The 16,238-nt window shown below is 44.2% G+C and carries 15 protein-coding genes and 1 riboswitch; of the genes, 2 read left to right on the plus strand and 13 right to left on the minus strand.

Annotated features, from left to right (window positions below):
* Positions 1-310: 310 nt before the first annotated feature.
* From QUB52_RS08305 to QUB52_RS08335, 7 genes are all read right to left on the minus strand, one after another.
* Complete coding sequence (locus tag QUB52_RS08305) at positions 311-1,918, minus strand: leucine-rich repeat domain-containing protein (protein WP_332973014.1); 1,608 nt, start codon at positions 1,916-1,918, stop codon at positions 311-313.
* 69 nt (positions 1,919-1,987) lie between these two features.
* Entirely contained in the window at positions 1,988-3,178 is a 1,191-nt protein-coding gene (locus tag QUB52_RS08310) for a leucine-rich repeat domain-containing protein (protein WP_332973015.1), read from the minus strand.
* 245 nt (positions 3,179-3,423) lie between these two features.
* On the minus strand, positions 3,424-5,418 hold the full coding sequence (locus QUB52_RS08315) for an SPFH domain-containing protein (RefSeq protein WP_332973016.1): 1,995 nt from the start codon (positions 5,416-5,418) through the stop codon (positions 3,424-3,426).
* Between the two features lie 409 nt (positions 5,419-5,827).
* Entirely contained in the window at positions 5,828-6,739 is a 912-nt protein-coding gene (locus tag QUB52_RS08320) for a DUF2207 domain-containing protein (protein ID WP_332973017.1), read from the minus strand.
* A 363-nt stretch (positions 6,740-7,102) separates the two neighbouring features.
* Positions 7,103-7,909, minus strand: coding sequence for a cobalt ECF transporter T component CbiQ (gene cbiQ, locus QUB52_RS08325; RefSeq protein WP_332973018.1), 807 nt, complete (start codon positions 7,907-7,909; stop codon positions 7,103-7,105).
* Complete coding sequence (locus QUB52_RS08330) at positions 7,906-8,238, minus strand: energy-coupling factor ABC transporter substrate-binding protein (RefSeq protein ID WP_265240061.1); 333 nt, start codon at positions 8,236-8,238, stop codon at positions 7,906-7,908. The genes cbiQ and QUB52_RS08330 overlap by 4 nt, the downstream gene beginning before the upstream one ends.
* Before the next feature lie 4 nt (positions 8,239-8,242).
* A complete protein-coding gene (locus tag QUB52_RS08335) occupies positions 8,243-8,962 on the minus strand; it encodes an energy-coupling factor ABC transporter permease (protein WP_332968978.1) in 720 nt (239 codons plus the stop codon).
* Between the two features lie 61 nt (positions 8,963-9,023).
* A riboswitch (cobalamin riboswitch) is annotated at positions 9,024-9,170 on the minus strand.
* 251 nt (positions 9,171-9,421) lie between these two features.
* Here QUB52_RS08335 and QUB52_RS08340 point away from each other — a divergent pair.
* Complete coding sequence (locus tag QUB52_RS08340; protein ID WP_332973019.1) at positions 9,422-10,141, plus strand: Uma2 family endonuclease; 720 nt, start codon at positions 9,422-9,424, stop codon at positions 10,139-10,141.
* A gap of 122 nt (positions 10,142-10,263) precedes the next feature.
* Here the strand turns inward: QUB52_RS08340 and QUB52_RS29225 are convergent, their stop codons facing one another.
* From QUB52_RS29225 to QUB52_RS08355, 4 genes are read right to left on the minus strand one after another with little or no spacing between them, the layout of a single operon-like run.
* A complete protein-coding gene (locus QUB52_RS29225) occupies positions 10,264-10,536 on the minus strand; it encodes a type II toxin-antitoxin system RelE family toxin (RefSeq protein WP_442923182.1) in 273 nt (90 codons plus the stop codon).
* Positions 10,530-10,784, minus strand: a complete 255-nt coding sequence (locus QUB52_RS08345) for a hypothetical protein (RefSeq protein WP_332973020.1) — start codon at positions 10,782-10,784, stop codon at positions 10,530-10,532. Before QUB52_RS08345 ends, QUB52_RS29225 begins: the two co-directional genes overlap by 7 nt.
* Before the next feature lie 6 nt (positions 10,785-10,790).
* Positions 10,791-12,923, minus strand: coding sequence for a pentapeptide repeat-containing protein (locus QUB52_RS08350; RefSeq protein ID WP_332973021.1), 2,133 nt, complete (start codon positions 12,921-12,923; stop codon positions 10,791-10,793).
* Between the two features lie 25 nt (positions 12,924-12,948).
* Positions 12,949-13,263, minus strand: a complete 315-nt coding sequence (locus QUB52_RS08355; RefSeq protein WP_265240058.1) for a hypothetical protein — start codon at positions 13,261-13,263, stop codon at positions 12,949-12,951.
* A 163-nt stretch (positions 13,264-13,426) separates the two neighbouring features.
* On the opposite strand from QUB52_RS08355, the gene QUB52_RS08360 reads away from it, so the two are divergent.
* The gene (locus tag QUB52_RS08360; protein WP_265240057.1) at positions 13,427-13,876 is read left to right on the plus strand and encodes a hypothetical protein; all 450 of its coding nucleotides are present in this window, start codon (positions 13,427-13,429) and stop codon (positions 13,874-13,876) included.
* 50 nt (positions 13,877-13,926) lie between these two features.
* On the opposite strand, the gene QUB52_RS08365 is transcribed toward QUB52_RS08360, so the two are convergent.
* The gene (locus tag QUB52_RS08365; protein ID WP_332973022.1) at positions 13,927-14,574 is read right to left on the minus strand and encodes a Uma2 family endonuclease; all 648 of its coding nucleotides are present in this window, start codon (positions 14,572-14,574) and stop codon (positions 13,927-13,929) included.
* Positions 14,575-14,761: 187 nt separating this feature from the next.
* Positions 14,762-16,213 (minus strand): FAD-binding domain-containing protein, encoded by a 1,452-nt coding sequence (locus QUB52_RS08370; protein ID WP_332973023.1) that lies wholly within the window; start codon positions 16,211-16,213, stop codon positions 14,762-14,764.
* Between the last annotated feature and the right edge of the window lie 25 nt (positions 16,214-16,238).

Consider the following 16,238-nt stretch of genomic DNA (forward strand, 5'->3'; position numbering starts at 1 on the left):
TGAAAATATCAGGAGCGCAATGGAAGATTGAGAGCGTTCCCTCTATCCTTTCTCTTCGCTGTGCTTATCTCAACGGTAAACTTTCAATTTGATGTATTTGCCAAAGTGAGATGCACCCGTTTTTATCCTTATATGATTTTCACTTAAAACTTGTTAGCTACAATCATTATTCAAGAGATTGCGGTTAAAGTCAATTCATTAAATTCATTAATTAAGTTCATAAAAGTCATATTTGTATGTTCTGGGCGAGCATGATGCCCACCCCACAGGAGTTTCATCAAAATTGGCTGTTTTGCTGAACAGTCAATTTTTAGAACACAAATGGTGTTCCCCAACTACAGATAGATTCTGGCTTCAGGGGGCACGTTTTGGGTTCGATCGGATTTCCGCCGAGACCGAGTTCAATCAGGCTAGTTAAGGATTGCAAGGGTTTGGTATCACTAATTTGATTGTCGCTGAGGAAGATCCAGGTCAGTTTAGTCAAAAACTGCAAGGGTTTGATGTCCGTGATTTGATTCTTGTTCAGCAAGAGTTGATTCAGGTTAGTTAAGGATTGCAAAGGTGTAATGTTGATGATTTTATTGTCGTTGAGTTCGAGTTCAGTCAGCTTAGTCAAGGATTGTAATGGTTGGATGTTGCTGATTTGATTAGTACCGAGGTTGAGTTCAGTCAAGTTAGTCAAGGATTCCAAGGGTTTAATGTCGTTAATTTGATTGTATCTAAGGTCAAGCTCGGTCAGTTTGGTCAAGGATTGCAAGGGTTTGATGTCACTGATTTTATTCTTAGTGATGCTGAGTGAAGTCAGTTTGGTCAAGGATTGTAATGGTGTGATGTCGCTGATTTGATTGTCGCTGAGACCTAGCGAAGTCAGGTTAGTCAAGGATTGTAATGGTGTGATGTCGCTGATTAGATTGTCGCTGAGACCTAGCGAAGTCAGGTTAGTCAAGGATTGCAAGGGTGTGATGTCGCTGATTAGATTGTCGCTGAGGGAGAGTTCTGTAAGACTCGAAAGTATCTGATTAGCGGCATCACACTCATCAATGTCAGCTTGCTTCAACAGCACCTCAATAGTGTGTTGAGCTTGTGGACTTAAAGAAGCTTTTTCGCGACACCAATCACCAAATGTTTTTCCAATTTGTTCTGGTTGCTGTTTTGGAATTTGGGAGGAAGTTTCATTTCTAGATAATCTTAGGAGGGGAACTGCATTTCCGCTGAGATTGATTTGATACAAGTTAGTCAAAGATTCTAAGGGTTTGATGTCACTGATTTGATTGTTTTTGAGACCGAGAACAGTCAAGTTAGTCAAGTATTCTAATGGTTTAACATCGCTAATTTGATTATTTTCAAGTTCAAGCCAATTCAATTTGATTAACGATTGTAATGGTGTGATATCAGTTAGTTTATTGTTCATTAGGAAGAGCGTATTCAGTTTGGTCAACGATTGCAATGGTTTGATATCGCTGATTTGATTGTGGCTGATCAAAAGCTCGGTTAAGTTAGTTAATGATTCCAATGGTTTGATGTCGCTGATTTGATTCATGGCGAGGCGGAGATTAATCAGATTAGTCAAGGATTGCAATGGTTTAATATCGCTAATTTGATTATTCATGAGGGACAAATAAGTCAATTTAGTCAAGGATTGCAATGGTTTGATGTCGCTGATTTTATTTTCGTCTAGTTGAAGTTCCTCGATAGTGGAAAGCCTCTCATTAGCTTCAGCACAATTAGTAGTTGCAGCTTCCTGCAACAGCAGCTCAATAGTATGTTGAGTTTCTGGACTCAAAGCAGCTTTTTCCCGACACCAATCACCAAATGTTTTGTTTGCGGGTTGCGTTTCTGCTGCTAAGACTGAAAGTCCGTTTCCAGATAATACTACAGCGATGAGTGTACTACAAGTAATTGCGATCTGTAAATTCATGTGTTTTTCTCCAACTATAAATGTCATAATTTTGTGGTTCTAGTTTTCAGAAATGTCAAGTTTGCGGACTTAAGGATAACTTAATGATTCCCAAATACAGATAGACCCTTCCTGAAGAGGACAAGTCTTAGGAGAAATAGGATTTCCGCTGAGGTAAACATAACGGAGCTCGGCCAAAGGTTGTAATGGCTTGATATCAGTGAGTTGATTTTTTTCCAAGTTAAGCGATGTCAGGCTAGTCACAAATTGCAATGGCTTGATGTCGCTGATTTTATTGTTACTCATGAACAGATTAATTAGCTTGATCAAGGATTGTAATGGTTGGATATCGCTGATTTGATTGTTGTCCAGGTTAAGGGTAAATACCTTGGTCAAGGATTGCAATGGTTTAAGATCGCTGATTTGATTGTTGTTGAGGTAAATCTCTTCCAGGTTAGTCAAGGATTGTAATGGTTTAAGATCACTGATTTGATTTGTGTCTAGGTAAATCTTTGTCAAGTTGGTTAAGGATTGCAATGATTGGATATCGCTGATTTTATTATTACTGAGGGTGAGATCAGTCAGCTTAGTCAAGGATTGCAATGGTTTGATGTCACTAATTTGATTATTTCTGAGGGTGAGTTCAGTCAAATTAGTCAAGGATTGCAATGATTGGATGTCAATGATTTTATTGTCACTGAAGACGAGATTAGTCAAGTTAGTCAAAGATTGCAATGATTGGATGTCATTGATTTGATTGTTGCTGAGGTCGAGCTTAGTCAGTTTTGTCAAAGATTGTAATGGTTTGATGTCACTAACTTTATTGCTATCTAGGTTTATTTGAGTCAGGTTAGCTAATGATTGTAAGGGTTGAATGTCGCTGAGAAGATTGTTTTTGAGTTCTAGCCGAACCATTCTAGTCAATGATTGCAATGGTCTGATATCGGTGATCTGATTGTCGCTAAGGTCTAACCAAGTCAGCCTAGTCAAGGATTGTAATGGTTTGACATCTGTGATTTCATTGCTACTGAGGACGAGATAGGCGAAACTCGAAAGTTTCTGATTAGCTGCATCGCAGTCAACAGTCCCTGCTTTTTCTAAAAGCGCTTCAACAGTATGTCTAGTTTCTGGACTCAAAGAAACATACTCGCGACACCAATCACCAAATGTTTTTCTACTGTTTCCTGGTTGCGTTTCTGCGGCTTTCGCAGATAATCCATTGACCGATAATGCTAGGGCGATCGCACTTAAAGCAACTATCATCAACTTTGGTGCATTCATGTGTTTGTGTTGAACTATAAATTTCATCATTTTTCACCTGTAGTTTTATGAATGACCAAGTTTTAGCATTGACTAAAGAAATCAAGAGAGGAATTAATACCTCTCTACAAATTGCACCGTTTAACTCAAATATAGGAGAATCAACCAAGGATCGAATCAAGATAATTCTCAGCAACAACTTCAAATTTAGCAACTGGTGAATGATTCGGAGACTTGGGTAACTACGAGACTTCACTGATACAGAATTAATCTTTGCTATTGGTAAAATCAGCGACATAATTCACAACAAGAGGCTCCGATTTTTGTCCATTAAGTACAGGTAATTCTTCTGCTTTGTCTCCATTTTTGGTGGTTTCATTCCGCATGAATGTTGCCATCAAACCGTCAAGTAAACCGCCACCGCCGCCGCTACCGTTGACTGCGACATCGGGTACGACGCGAACGCTGCCATCTGCGATCGCCTGAATAGCTTGCAACATCGTGTAACTTTCGATGCCCAAAGCACTGACACCAACTTGATAAGCATCGGCTTTTGCTTGTCCCATCAGGCGAATTCCTTCTGCTTGACCGTTGGCGTGTTCGATCGCAGCGCTAGCAGTCAATTGAGCAATTTTCACGCCTTGTTCTGCCCCCACCACTTCATGTTGAATGTCCGCGATCGCAGTTGCACGCACCAATTCTTGACGCTGGGACTCCGAACTGCGCTGCGCTTCGTAGGTTTTCTCCTGTTCCTGAGCAATTTTGCGATCGGTCAACGTTTGCATCAACTCCCCTGGTGGCGAAATCAAACCAATCAGAGTGTCCACCGCTTGCACATCATAGGCGCGCAATGCCTGACGAACGTGTTCTGCGGCCTCTGCTTGGCGATCGCTGCGGGCGATCAAAAAATCGAGTATCGTATATTCTTGAGCCGAATTGCGGAAGTAATTGCCCACAATTGGACGCAGCACTTGGTCAATTAGATTCTGCATTGAACCTTGCCGCGAAATCACTCTCGGTGCATCTAAAGTACCGACATGAATGATTTGAAAAATTTCTAATTCAAAGCCAAATCCGTCAAAAGAAAGCAATTTCATCGCACTTAATTTGGAGTCATAGCCGTGTTCTCCACTAAACCGTGATGTGAAGTTTAAAACTACATCGGTTGTGGGAACAAGTTCGACTTTCATCACTTTTGTATTTACGGGATGTTTGCCTGGATAAAGCGGCTCGACCCACACGCCTTTATTGCCCTTGCTGACCAGATTTCCGTGGGTAAAAGCTTCCCCACTTACATCTTTTTGCGATTCCCCCACAAAGGAAATTACTACGCCTACATAACCGATCGGCACTTCGGTCATTTCTACCTGTTCAACTTGCACAAACCAGGGATTGAGGTTCCACGAACCCGATAGAATTATCTGTTCTTGCAAGCCCCTGCGCCCGCTACCCTTGATGAAGGATTGCGCTTTTTGGAAATTGTTGTGACCTGGAATTATGGGGCCGGCAATTTCACCTTCATCAATGGGAACGCCATCTAGTATGGTCACAATTCCCACGCGCTCTGGAGCAAGTTTGTATACTTTAAATTCCGACGACTGCATACCCTTTTGAGCGGCATTCGCTGAAGTTATGACCTCAAATATAGCTGTATTGATCCGATAAGTTCCCGTTGTGATGATGGCTAGCTGCCGTCCTTTTTCTCCGCCGTTGGTGAGGAATTTGCGGGCATTTTGGAAGTTGTCGCAATCGACGACTGTTCCTAAAATGCGATCGGAAGGAATTGTTGCTCCGTCATTGGCAATAATTAAACCTATTTCATCTTGAGGAACGACAACGACTGGTTCTTTTTTAATGCTATATTGCCAGGGGAAATAACCAAAATGCCAGCCGGGAGGAAGGGTGTCTGCTTGCAAACCTCCTTCGCCATCGAGGGCAATTAATCTACTGGATGGCAAGTTTTTGCTGGAGAATTTCTTGGTGACAATTCCCACTTCTCGTTCGCCGATCGCAATTAGCCCCAAAATCCAGCCAATCTTAGGTACGAAGATAAAAAATACTATAAGTCCTCCGATGGGATAGATCCACATTGGGATGCTGATTCCTTCAGCCGGGGCTACTTGGACTTCTTGGGCTTGGGGTGGTGGCGGATTGGTTTGGGCGGATGCTGGTGGGGCGATCGCGCCGGCTGCTGCGATCGTTGTTGCTACAGATAGTGTTAAGGGTAAAAGTTTGCGAAACAAACTTACTAATTTAATCATGTTTTTCTACCTGCTTTAATCTAAGATGTACAGAAGAGTTGTTATCTACGATCAGTATTCAACTAATTTCTTTAAACGTCAATTCATAAAATTCATTAATTGAGTTCATAAAAGTCATATTTGGAATATGATTTTGTAGGGAGTGCGATCGGTTTATCTGAAAATCAAGCAAATTCGGACATGGCAATGCCGTTTCCCTACCATAAAATAATCAATCTTCCTCGATTAAAAATGTAACCATCGCCCGATTATTTGTAGGGAAACGGCACGTGCAGTCTCCTCAATTTGGGTGATATCAATATATCAACTGGTGCTCAGAAACCGGGTTTTTTCCGAAATACTTCGTTACAGCCCACAGATTAAGTAAAAACCCGGTTTCTTTGGTTGTGATGCGTAAGTCCCGTTAATATTAACCACCACCACCGCCGCCACCACCGCCACCACCACCACCACCACCGCCGCCACCACCGCCACCACCGCCGCCACCGCCACTGTCATAGTTGCTACCACCGCCACCAAGGCCACCAACGCTACCAACGCTAACACTGCCGCCACCGCCAATGGAAAACCCCACAAATACCAACCAAAACACTACAAAAATTATGGGAAAGCCTTTTTTTTCCGAAGTAGATTGAGATTGGTTGCCAGTTTGTTGCCAACCAGGTTGAGGTATATTCAGAATAGGCTGGGGAAATGCGATTTGCACTTCTAATTCTTGTTCCGGTAGAACAGGCTGACTTGCCATAAATTCAAATGTTTTACCATCTACTTTGCGAGGAATGGCTGCCGTACCAAAATTCGTAAATGAGAGAACTTTACCTGACAAAGCTTCTGGTAATTGCACCCTAACCTTTGCAGCATTAATCGGGGCTTTGCGATCGGCTGCAATGGCTTTCCAATAAACTTGAGTATTCTCGCCATCTAGCTGCAATCCACCTACAACACGATATTTGATAACAAAAGTATGTGATTCTGGCGCTTTTAATTGATGTTGCCAACGAATCCACAGCTGATTGTTTTCATCAATCCCAGTTGTACTAGCAATGGTTTGATTGTTTTCGGCAACTGTAACATCTTTGATTTCATCGACTTTATCTAAAGGAATGTAGCGATATCGTTCAGTGTTGTAGTCGGCTGTGAATACATATTTTTGGGTTTCGGTGACTAACATATCTCCGTTGGTCTGAACGTCGATTAGGACGTTGATATTCTCCCAGTAAAATGGTAGTTGTTGGGCGGCTGCATGAGTGACTGTGACCAGAAATACGGTGAATAATGTGGTGATAAAATAAGTTATTTTTTTTAACTGCTGTTTGTTCATGAGATGATTCCTACTGAGTAGCTATTGATTGCTATTATTCAATAGATTTCTAGTAAGGTCAATTCATATAATTCATTGGTTTAGTTCATAAAAGTCATATTATGGTTTTGTCACAAAGATGGGACGTACGGTTGAAACCGCATCTACACAAAGTCCGAGATGAGACGGCGGTTGAAACCGCGTCTACACAAACAATGTCCGCCTCCGCGGACTAAAGACAATAAGATGGTTTTAACCGCCGATTCTTTAACCTGCGGAGGCAGGTTTTGTCTGTGTAGACGCGGTTTCAACCGCCGATTCTTCTTTCAACCGCCGATTCTGTATAGACGCGGTTTTAACCGCCGATTCTGTACAAACGCGGTTTCAAATGCCCGGTATCCTGACAATACTTAACAGGGTTAAAACTGTGCAGCCAAACACGGCTTCAAATGTATATCTGCGCGAGGGTTTGTAAGGGTAGGAATTCCAAACGCGGAGTTCTCCGTTGAAGCCGCGCGAGGCTAAAGTCAGGGAAACTTGACGGTAATTTTCTAAAGTTCGCAGCAGCAATTGACCGATTAAAATGCCTAAACTGTGCATTCCCCGCTTCCAAGTGCGGTAGCCGCAGCGGGAGTTTTGGGCTGTCCAAAGTTCGTCGGCGATCGCCAATAAGCTAAAAATAAAGCGGTACATTAGTAATAGCAGTTCTGTGACTAACTCTGGACAGCGTAATTGTCTCAGAATCTGCAATATTTCGGTAAATGGTACTGTCAACAGGATGAAGTACATACAGCTTGTGGATGCGAAGGCGCGGGCAAACAGCAAGCTCACTTGGTATATTCCAGTGCGACTCACATAGATATAAAAAGTGCCGATGCTAATTCCCCAACCTTGCCAAATATCCCACTGAATTTCCGGGATGCGATCGCCCGCAACCGCACCCATCGCCAAAGCAGGCAAACTCGTCAGCAAAAACATCAACGGTAGCGAGAGCAACCGCAGATAGAGTTTCGCCGCAATTCCCGCATAAACGACGATCCAGATTGTCAACCACAGGGCGATCGACAACTGCACCGCTGCATGGGAAACTAGAGACAGGATTAAAAGGGCGATCGCAAATGATAGTTTGTGAGAGGGCGGCAAACCGCGCAAGCGATTTGTATAAGCCAGACTATCAATTTGATGGTTCATTCCAAGGTTTTGCGATCGGAATTCTGCTGAGATTGCGATCGGCCTTTATACAACCCAATCACGTAGCCAATTACGCCAGCCCCCATCGCCGCTTGAGACGCAAACAGCAAACTTTCAATTTCGCCGCTCGCCGGTTCAAAGAAGTGATTGAACCAAGGTTCATACCCCGGTTGAATTTCGCTAATTGCTTTTTCAGCTTGGCCATCAGCGCCGCCGTATTCACCCCGCACAAATACCAGAGGAATAACAGCAAGAACAACCACAGCGCCAACCAATAACCAATTTTGTCGCGCGGTAGCTTGCTGATTTTTTGTAGGTTTTTGATTCACGACTTTATGACTCCTGTCTCAATAATTTCAAAGTTTCCAACTCTGGCTTTCCGTAGGAATGCAGCCAATTCCAGACTAATACAGTCAGCAATCCCTCACTAATCGCCAGGGGTACTTGAGTAATAGCAAAGATGCTAGCAAACTTGAGAAACGAAGCCATAAAACCGCCGCTTGCTGCGGGAAAAGCCAATGCTAATTGAATCGAAGTCATCACATAAGTCAGCAAATCTGCCAAAGCCGAAGCACAAAAAATTGCCGCCCGCTGACTACCAGTTCGCAACAGCAAATGATAGACAAAATACGCAGCAAAAGGGCCAACAATCGCCATCGAAAACATATTTGCTCCCAGGGTTGTCAAGCCGCCGTGGGCCAACAAAACCGCTTGAAAAAGCAGCACTAAAGCGCCGAGTACAGCCATCACCGAAGGGCCGAACAAAATCGCACCCAAACCAGTACCCGTCGGGTGAGAACAACTGCCCGTTACCGAAGGAATTTTTAAAGCAGAAAGCACAAAAGTAAACGCACCCGCCAAAGCTAACAGCAGTTTAAGTTCCGGGTGTTCTTTTGTAATCCGGGCGATCGATCGCAAACCAACTAGAAAAAAAGGTAACGCCACTATCCACCAAAACGCCGCCCATTGCACCGGCAAAAAACCTTCCGAAATGTGCATAGCTGCGGCGGGGGTTGCCGAACCGAGGACAATATAACAACTTAAGCCAGCCATCAATCCCAGGCTGACTAATTTCCGATTTCTGGCCTTCACGCTGAACCTCGCAGATGAAACTATGTAAACAAACACATCGGCGGGCATCCTGACTTAGAAAGCGACATGGCTTTCATTACAGTTGCGGGACAGCGCCGGACTTACACCGAACTTTCCCCGTTTCCTCTAATGGCTGCTCCCCATTAGAACCGAATGATTAGCTTAGTATAGGCGATCGGGCAACTCTCAGCCGATCTTTACAAAAATTATTTCAAATTAAGTGGCTTAGATTGTGTCCGACAGCTTCAAGTGTCCGAAGAGACAAACAATAAAAATGCCACCGAACACGATTTGATCTATCTTCTTCTTTTTGATTCTCTTCCTTCGCGTCTTCGCGGTTCGTTAAAATCTCAACCAAATTCCCAAAAAACACAAAACAAGTGAATGCTATAATATTAGTGAGTTTCGAGAAAAGCCGCCATGTTAGATTACAACTTTCCGAAGCACTGGCCCTCAGCCGACGAACTACCAGACTCAGATGAAACACCAGTGGATAACGAACTGCAAGAATTAATCCCAGGATTGCTAAAAGCAATATTGCTCATACTTTGGGGGGAACGCATGGACTGGTTTTTTGGTATAGATATGGGTCTTTACCATCACCCCGAAAAACCTCCGATTGTGCCAGATGCCTTCTTGAGTTTAGGGGTGCAACGGTTTTATGATGAAGAATTGCGTCCAAGTTATGTGGTGTGGGAGGAAAAGGTCATGCCCAGTTTTGTACTGGAAGTTGTTTCCCCGACTCCTCGCAAGGAATACACCGCCAAGTTGGAAGAATATCAAAGGTTAGGCGTACTTTATTACGTCATTTATTCTTCCCGCCGCCGACGTAAACCCCGTTTGGAAGTATATAAGTTAGTCAATGGTTCCTATGAGTTACAGCCAGAAAATCTAGTTTGGATGCCAGAGATTGGTTTGGGAATTGGCTGTGAAAGGGGCAATTATTCTGGGGTGACAAGGGAGTGGTTGTATTGGTACGATGCTGATGGAAAACGTTATTTGACTCCTGAAGAACAGGTGAAGGAATCAGCGCAACGTCTCCAACAGGAATCGCAACGCGCACAACAGGAATCTCAGCGCGCCGATCGCCTAGCTGAACGATTGCGAGAGTTAGGGATTGATCCTGATAATCTTACCTGATTTCCGAATATTTGGCATTTTGTAGGGGTAATCCCCCTGTGTTTGCCCCACTCTTTAGATTAAAATCAGCAATCAAAATCTGTCCCATCCCCGATGACAACTCACTGCTGATGCTAGTGGTGCTATAGCTGAGAGAGCAGCCTGTCATATTCTGTATGTGAACCCACCCAAAACCAAATGATTGTATCTTGATCTAGCTGTCCAACTGCTCGATAGTTTTTGCTAATCCGAGCAGAATAAATTGGTAATTCTGGATGCACTCTTTTGAAACGTAAGCTTGGATGACCAGGATCTTGTCTGAATTGGCGGTATGCTTCACAGATCTGATCCTGAACTTGCTTAGGTAGTCTCGCAAATGCTTTACGGAATTGAGTGGTAGTGCGTGACTTTACAATTTTTCCGGATCTAACTCTTGGGTTTTACCTGCACGATACTCAGCCATTGCCTCGGTGGCAAGCTTAGCAAGTAAATCTTGGGAATTTGCAAAAGTTGCATCCCATTTAACTTCATCTTCAAGTTCTTCTACAATCATTGCTGCGATCGTATCCTGCTGACTAGCTGGTAGGCTTTTCAAGCGGGCGATCGCCCGTTCCAGTAATTCGGTCATCGCTTCTGTTACTCCTATAAAAGAGATAATAATCATTATCGCTTAATTCTTCTGCGGGCACTTCGGATGACTCCCACCCTGCAAACAAATGTAAGCAATTTGACTTTGATCTAAATTCTTAGCATCGGCAAAATTAACTCCTTGGAATCGACCTGATTTACTACCGACAGGACTTTGAATAAATTGCTCCGAAGTCGCCTTCCCCAGAAACACAGTCCCTTGAAAATTCACTCCCGCTAAATTCGCGCCCCGAAAATCCACCGAACTTACGTCTGCATTCCGCAAATTAGCATCTTGTAACCGAGCATCTTTTAAATTCGCGTTAGCGAGTTTAGCGGAACTCAAATCGGCATTTTGTAAATTTGCACCGGATAAATCAGCACCAGATAAGTCAGCACCTTGCCATTCGGATTTAGACAAATTTGTGAAGGATAACTGAGTGCCTTGAGCCTTGACTTTGCCCAAACGCGCACTTGCCAAATTCGCTCCCGAAAAATTCGCGCTGCCGATATCTGCCCCGGTAAAGCTTGCATCTTTTAACATTGCTTGCTGCAAATTTGCCCCAATTAAAAGACTGTTGCTAAGATTAGCTCCATTCAAAATTCCGTTTGATAAATTAGCTTTGTTCAGGACAGCACGCACAAAAGTAGTGCGGTTCATTACAGCACTGTTCAAAGATGCTCCGGTTAAATTTGCTCCCTCAAAATTAGCTTCGCTTAAGTCAGAAATCCAATCGTCAAATGTACCCGGTCGCCTGTCTTCGCCAGTTCCATAAAAGCGAATTCCTTGCAAGCTGGCATTGGTTAAATTGGTTTTTCTGAGTTTAATTCCTGACAAGTCAACTTTGTCTAATACTAAAGTAAACTGACCTGGGCCGGCAGGACTTTGACTTAAATCTGTGCGGCTCAAATCCGCGCCGTTGAGCTGGCTGCTATACACTGTGAGAATTTTGCCGATCGCCCTTTGCACTGTTCTCTGACGGGTAGCCGCTAACTCACGTTCCGCAGTCTTCCCTCCGTAGCGCAGGGATTCCAGGTCATTGCTGAGAGCTTGGTTCAGCCGTTGCAAGTCAGGTAAAGCTTTCGGGCCGGTACTAACTAAAGCTTGCTGGATCGCGTCCAACATGACCTTGCTGTCTTCTTGCGCCAGCAAATCGGCTAACAGCGGTACGGCGCGGGAGTCTTCTACCGCGCCTAAAGCTAAAATTGCCGATCGCCTGCCCGATGTTCCGTTAGCCGAAGTCGGAGACAATTTATTCACTAAAGCCACAAATAATTCGTCATTCCGTTGCCGAGAATCCCGCATATTTGCTTGACTTTGAGTGTAAATCAGAGTGCCAACAAACAAACTTAAAATCAATCCCGCGCTGCCGATGGTAACTATTACTAAAGTTGTGCCTGGATGTTGGCGCATCCAATTCCACAAACTGGGATCTTCCTTCACCCCAGTTTCGGGAGTCAAAACCAAAGCTGCAATTTGGGCATCTTCCTGAGTCCATTCTTGACTTTTGACAGGATTGGCAGATTGTTCGTGTGATCGAGCATTGACAACCAAAGTATTCACAAGTCGATCGTGCCCCGACTGCCGTTTGTAGCGCAACGCAAAAGCCCCGTCTGCGAGGATTGCCAAGCCACTCAGCCCGCCTAAAATGATTAAATCAGGAAACGCGCCCGATAAGCGCCAAATGCCGTAGGCGACGCCCAGAGGCACTCCCCAGCGCCCCAAACTTTCACGAATTAGCACTCGCCGAAAACCCGGAGGAACACCCGACGCTGTGACAAGTTTGACCCCAAACCAGCGTTTCGGGAGAGTTTGACCGGTTCTGGCGAGCAAAAACAACTGCCACGCAGCTAAAACTGCCGGTGCTAGCAGTGCCCCCGACCAGAATAGATTAGTTAGGGGTGCAACTCTGGGGTTGCGATCGCGCACGGGGATAGCCAAAACACGGGCGACAGTTTCCGATGCTGCTGCTACCGAGGGATTGAGTGGCACGGTTTGAGCTTCTTTGTTAACCAATGCCCCGATACTGAAGGGAACCAGGGCGCTAGCTGCAATTAACGAAATTTCAACGGCCCAAGCGCCACACCGGCGAACCAGCAGTGGCATTTGCTGGGATTGTGTCTGCCAAGATGGATCGGGTTGATTAATATCACCGGGTGCGGTTGGGCTAGCCATATTTATAATTTCCTATTGTTAGTCGTTAGTTGGAGGAATCAGGAGCAATTGCCAATTTGTACGCTATGTAGATTAGCACTCCCAGAACGCCAAGAGTCATCAGCGCGGAAATTAGCTGTACGATGCTATTGAAGACAGTCAGGACAATTATCGCTCCGACGGCAAAGACTGCCACCTGCCCCGCTTTGGGGAGTCTTTGAAACTTGTCCAGAGATTGATTGTAGAAGGTTCCGACGGCTTGATAGCTGTCTGGATTTTGTTGGATGAGAGGCGATCGCTCTAGTTTAGCTTTTAGTGATCCGATCGCCTGCTGCCAATTGAAGTTATTTTGAGGATTCATAAAAAAAATTGGAGTTAGTTTAGCTGTACATTAATCATTTTAGGACGGTCACATTAATAAGAGTCACATTAGCGTGTTCGGAACCCCTAATTATCTTCTACTGTCAAAGAAGTAGAACCGAAGCCATTATGTTCCGATAAATTTCGGATAAATAAGGATAAAAATGAAGATATGCTATCCCTGCGATCGCCCCAGACTACGCTTTGGCTCGATCGTAACCCTAGCCTTAGCAATGATTTTAGCGGATGCCGGAGCTATTCGGAGCCAACCGCTGCAAATTGCTCCAGGATTTCCCGAACCGCTGAGAGTTTCGGGAGTCTCCGGCGGCCCGAACAATAGCGGCGACTGCGGTTTTGTAGCCCAAGGCCCAAACCACGTCATCGAAGTAACCCAGGATTTACCTTACTGGAAAATTGCAGTACAAACTGCGGGAGCTCCGACTTTGATGATTCAGGGGCCGAGGGGTCGTTTCTGCGTGCTACCGGCGAATGCTGCTGCGGGGAATGTAGAATTTTCCGGTTATGGGGACAAGGGAACTTATGTGATTTTTGTGGGCGATCGATCGCAAGCTCAACACCCTTATTCTCTCTCAATTTCCCAAAAACGAAATTAAAAATCCAACGAGATTAGGGCGTTTGCTGTTAGAAAATTGGGGATATGCGATCAATTTTGTATTTGCTCTCTAACCCATTTCCGAAACAATCGGAGAGTTTGACTTGTCCCCGCTGTTTGACTTTGTTCGCAATATTGAGAAATAGCTCCAATAATTGGCAGATTGGGAAATATCGGACTAAATTCCGATTCAACATATTTCCCATCTTCAAGCACATTAATCTGAAGCCTTTTATTTTCATAGCGCCAAATTTCAGGAACTCCCAAAGCCTCGTAAGCATCCAATTGAGTTTTAGAAGTTAAATCGACTTCAATTGCTAAATCCGGCGCAGGATCGATAGTTAAGTCGATGCGCTTTTTGCCAATCATTAAAGCGTAATTTTGAATATAAAAAGATTTATCAGGTTCAATTCCTTGTAACATACTTTTTCGCTTAAAAGTCGTCGAACCAAATGGTTCAAAGTCAATTTCAAGTTCTTCGATTAGTATTCTGACCATATCGCCAATGATCTCTTTATTAAATTCATGTTCTGGGAGTGGCATCCTAATCTCCAAAGTTCCTTGACTGTAAGTTATTCTAGAGCCACGGTGTTCTCCCAACTCCTCTAAAATCGCTTCAAATTCCTGCCAATTGACATCATGTAACAGCAGTCTATGTCCTGGTGGTACACTGATTTGTCTTAATTGCAGCGTTACCATTTCAACCTCCGATTTATGTAAGTTTATTATAACTTGTGGATTATTTTTAAGTTTCGGGTGCGCAATACCTCTGCGGTTCGTAGTCAGGACTTCAGTCCTCTGCGGTTCGTAGTCAGGACTTCAGTCCTCTAATTTTGGATGAAGAAGGACTAAAGTCCTCACTACAAACAAAAATCAATTCATCTACTTAGTCAACGATTTTTTGCTGCTTGTAAAGTTCCTTAAACTTGCGCTGCTGCTCGTTGTGGTCTACGATCGGATCGGGATAATGAAGCAGTCGGCGTTCTAAAGGCGAAATATTTCCTGTTAGCAAAAGTTTAGTGTCTACTCGGCGCAATTCTGGAACCCACTGCCGAATATATTCCCCTTCCTGGTCAAATTTCTGAGCTTGACTGGCGGGATTAAATATTCGCAAAGGTTTCGGGTCCATGCCGCTCGATGCACTCCACTGCCAGCCGCCATTATTAGCAGAAAGGTCGCCATCAATCAAATTTTGCATGAAGTATTTTTCACCCCACTGCCAGTTAATGATTAAATCTTTGGTGAGGAAACTAGCGACTATCATGCGACAGCGATTGTGCATCCAACCAGTCTGATTTAACTGCCGCATTGCCGCATCGATAATTGGATAGCCAGTTTTGCCCCTACACCAAGCTTGAAACAGCTTTTCATCGTTTTCCCAAGGAAAGTCTTTGAATGCTTTACGATACGGCCCGTCTGCTAATTCTGGGAAGTTATACATGGCGTGTTGGTAAAATTCTCGCCACGCTATTTCCTGTTGCCAAGTGCTGATGCTTTTGCAGGCTTCTTCGCTGCGGCAAGTTTCCATTACTATCTGGGTAGCTTGCCAAACAGTACGGATGCCAATTGCACCAAATTTGAGGGCGGCGCTGAGTTCGGATGTGCCACTAATTGCGGGGAAATTGCGCTGTTCTTGATATTGGTAAATTGCCCGATCGCAAAAATCTTCCAACTTGGCTCGCGCCGCATCTTCTCCGGGTTCTATTAACAGCGAATTTTCCCAAATAAATCCCAAACTAGATGGCGTTGGCAGTGTTTCAATTGCTCCTGCTTGGTTAGCAATTTCTTGTTCTTCTGCGGTTAATCCAGTCATTAATTCCAGATCAGTTATCGGCAGTGTCTCTACAGGTTGGGCTTTCGGTTTGCTGTTCCATTTTTTCCAAAATGGTGTATAAACTGTGTAGGGATTCCCTGTGCCGGTGCGAATTTCGTCCGGGGCGTGCAGGAGTTGATCCCAGAAATTTTGAACTTGAATTCCGGCTTGTTCGAGGGCATTTGATACGGACTGATCGCGCTTTTTTGCATAGGGTTCTACATCCCAGTTCCAAAATACTGCTTTAGCATTAATCGCTGTTGCTAATTTCGGTATTCCTAGAATCGGATCATCTTGAATTATCAGTAATTGACTGCCTGCTTCGCTGTAACGCGAGGAGAGTTTTTGTAAGCAGCCGATCATGTATGTGACTCTGGCTGGTGCTACGTCATCGCGATCGAGAATATTGCGATCCAGACAAAAAACTCCAACTATTTTCGGGCTTTGCTGGCGCGCTGCGGCTAGTCCGATGTTGTCAGAAATACGCAAGTCGCGGCGGTGCCAAAATAAAATTAAATCAGACATTTTTTTATATTTTAACTTTATACAG

The organism is Microcoleus sp. A6-C6 (assembly GCF_036705955.1).
GTDB lineage: Bacteria > Cyanobacteriota > Cyanobacteriia > Cyanobacteriales > Microcoleaceae > Microcoleus.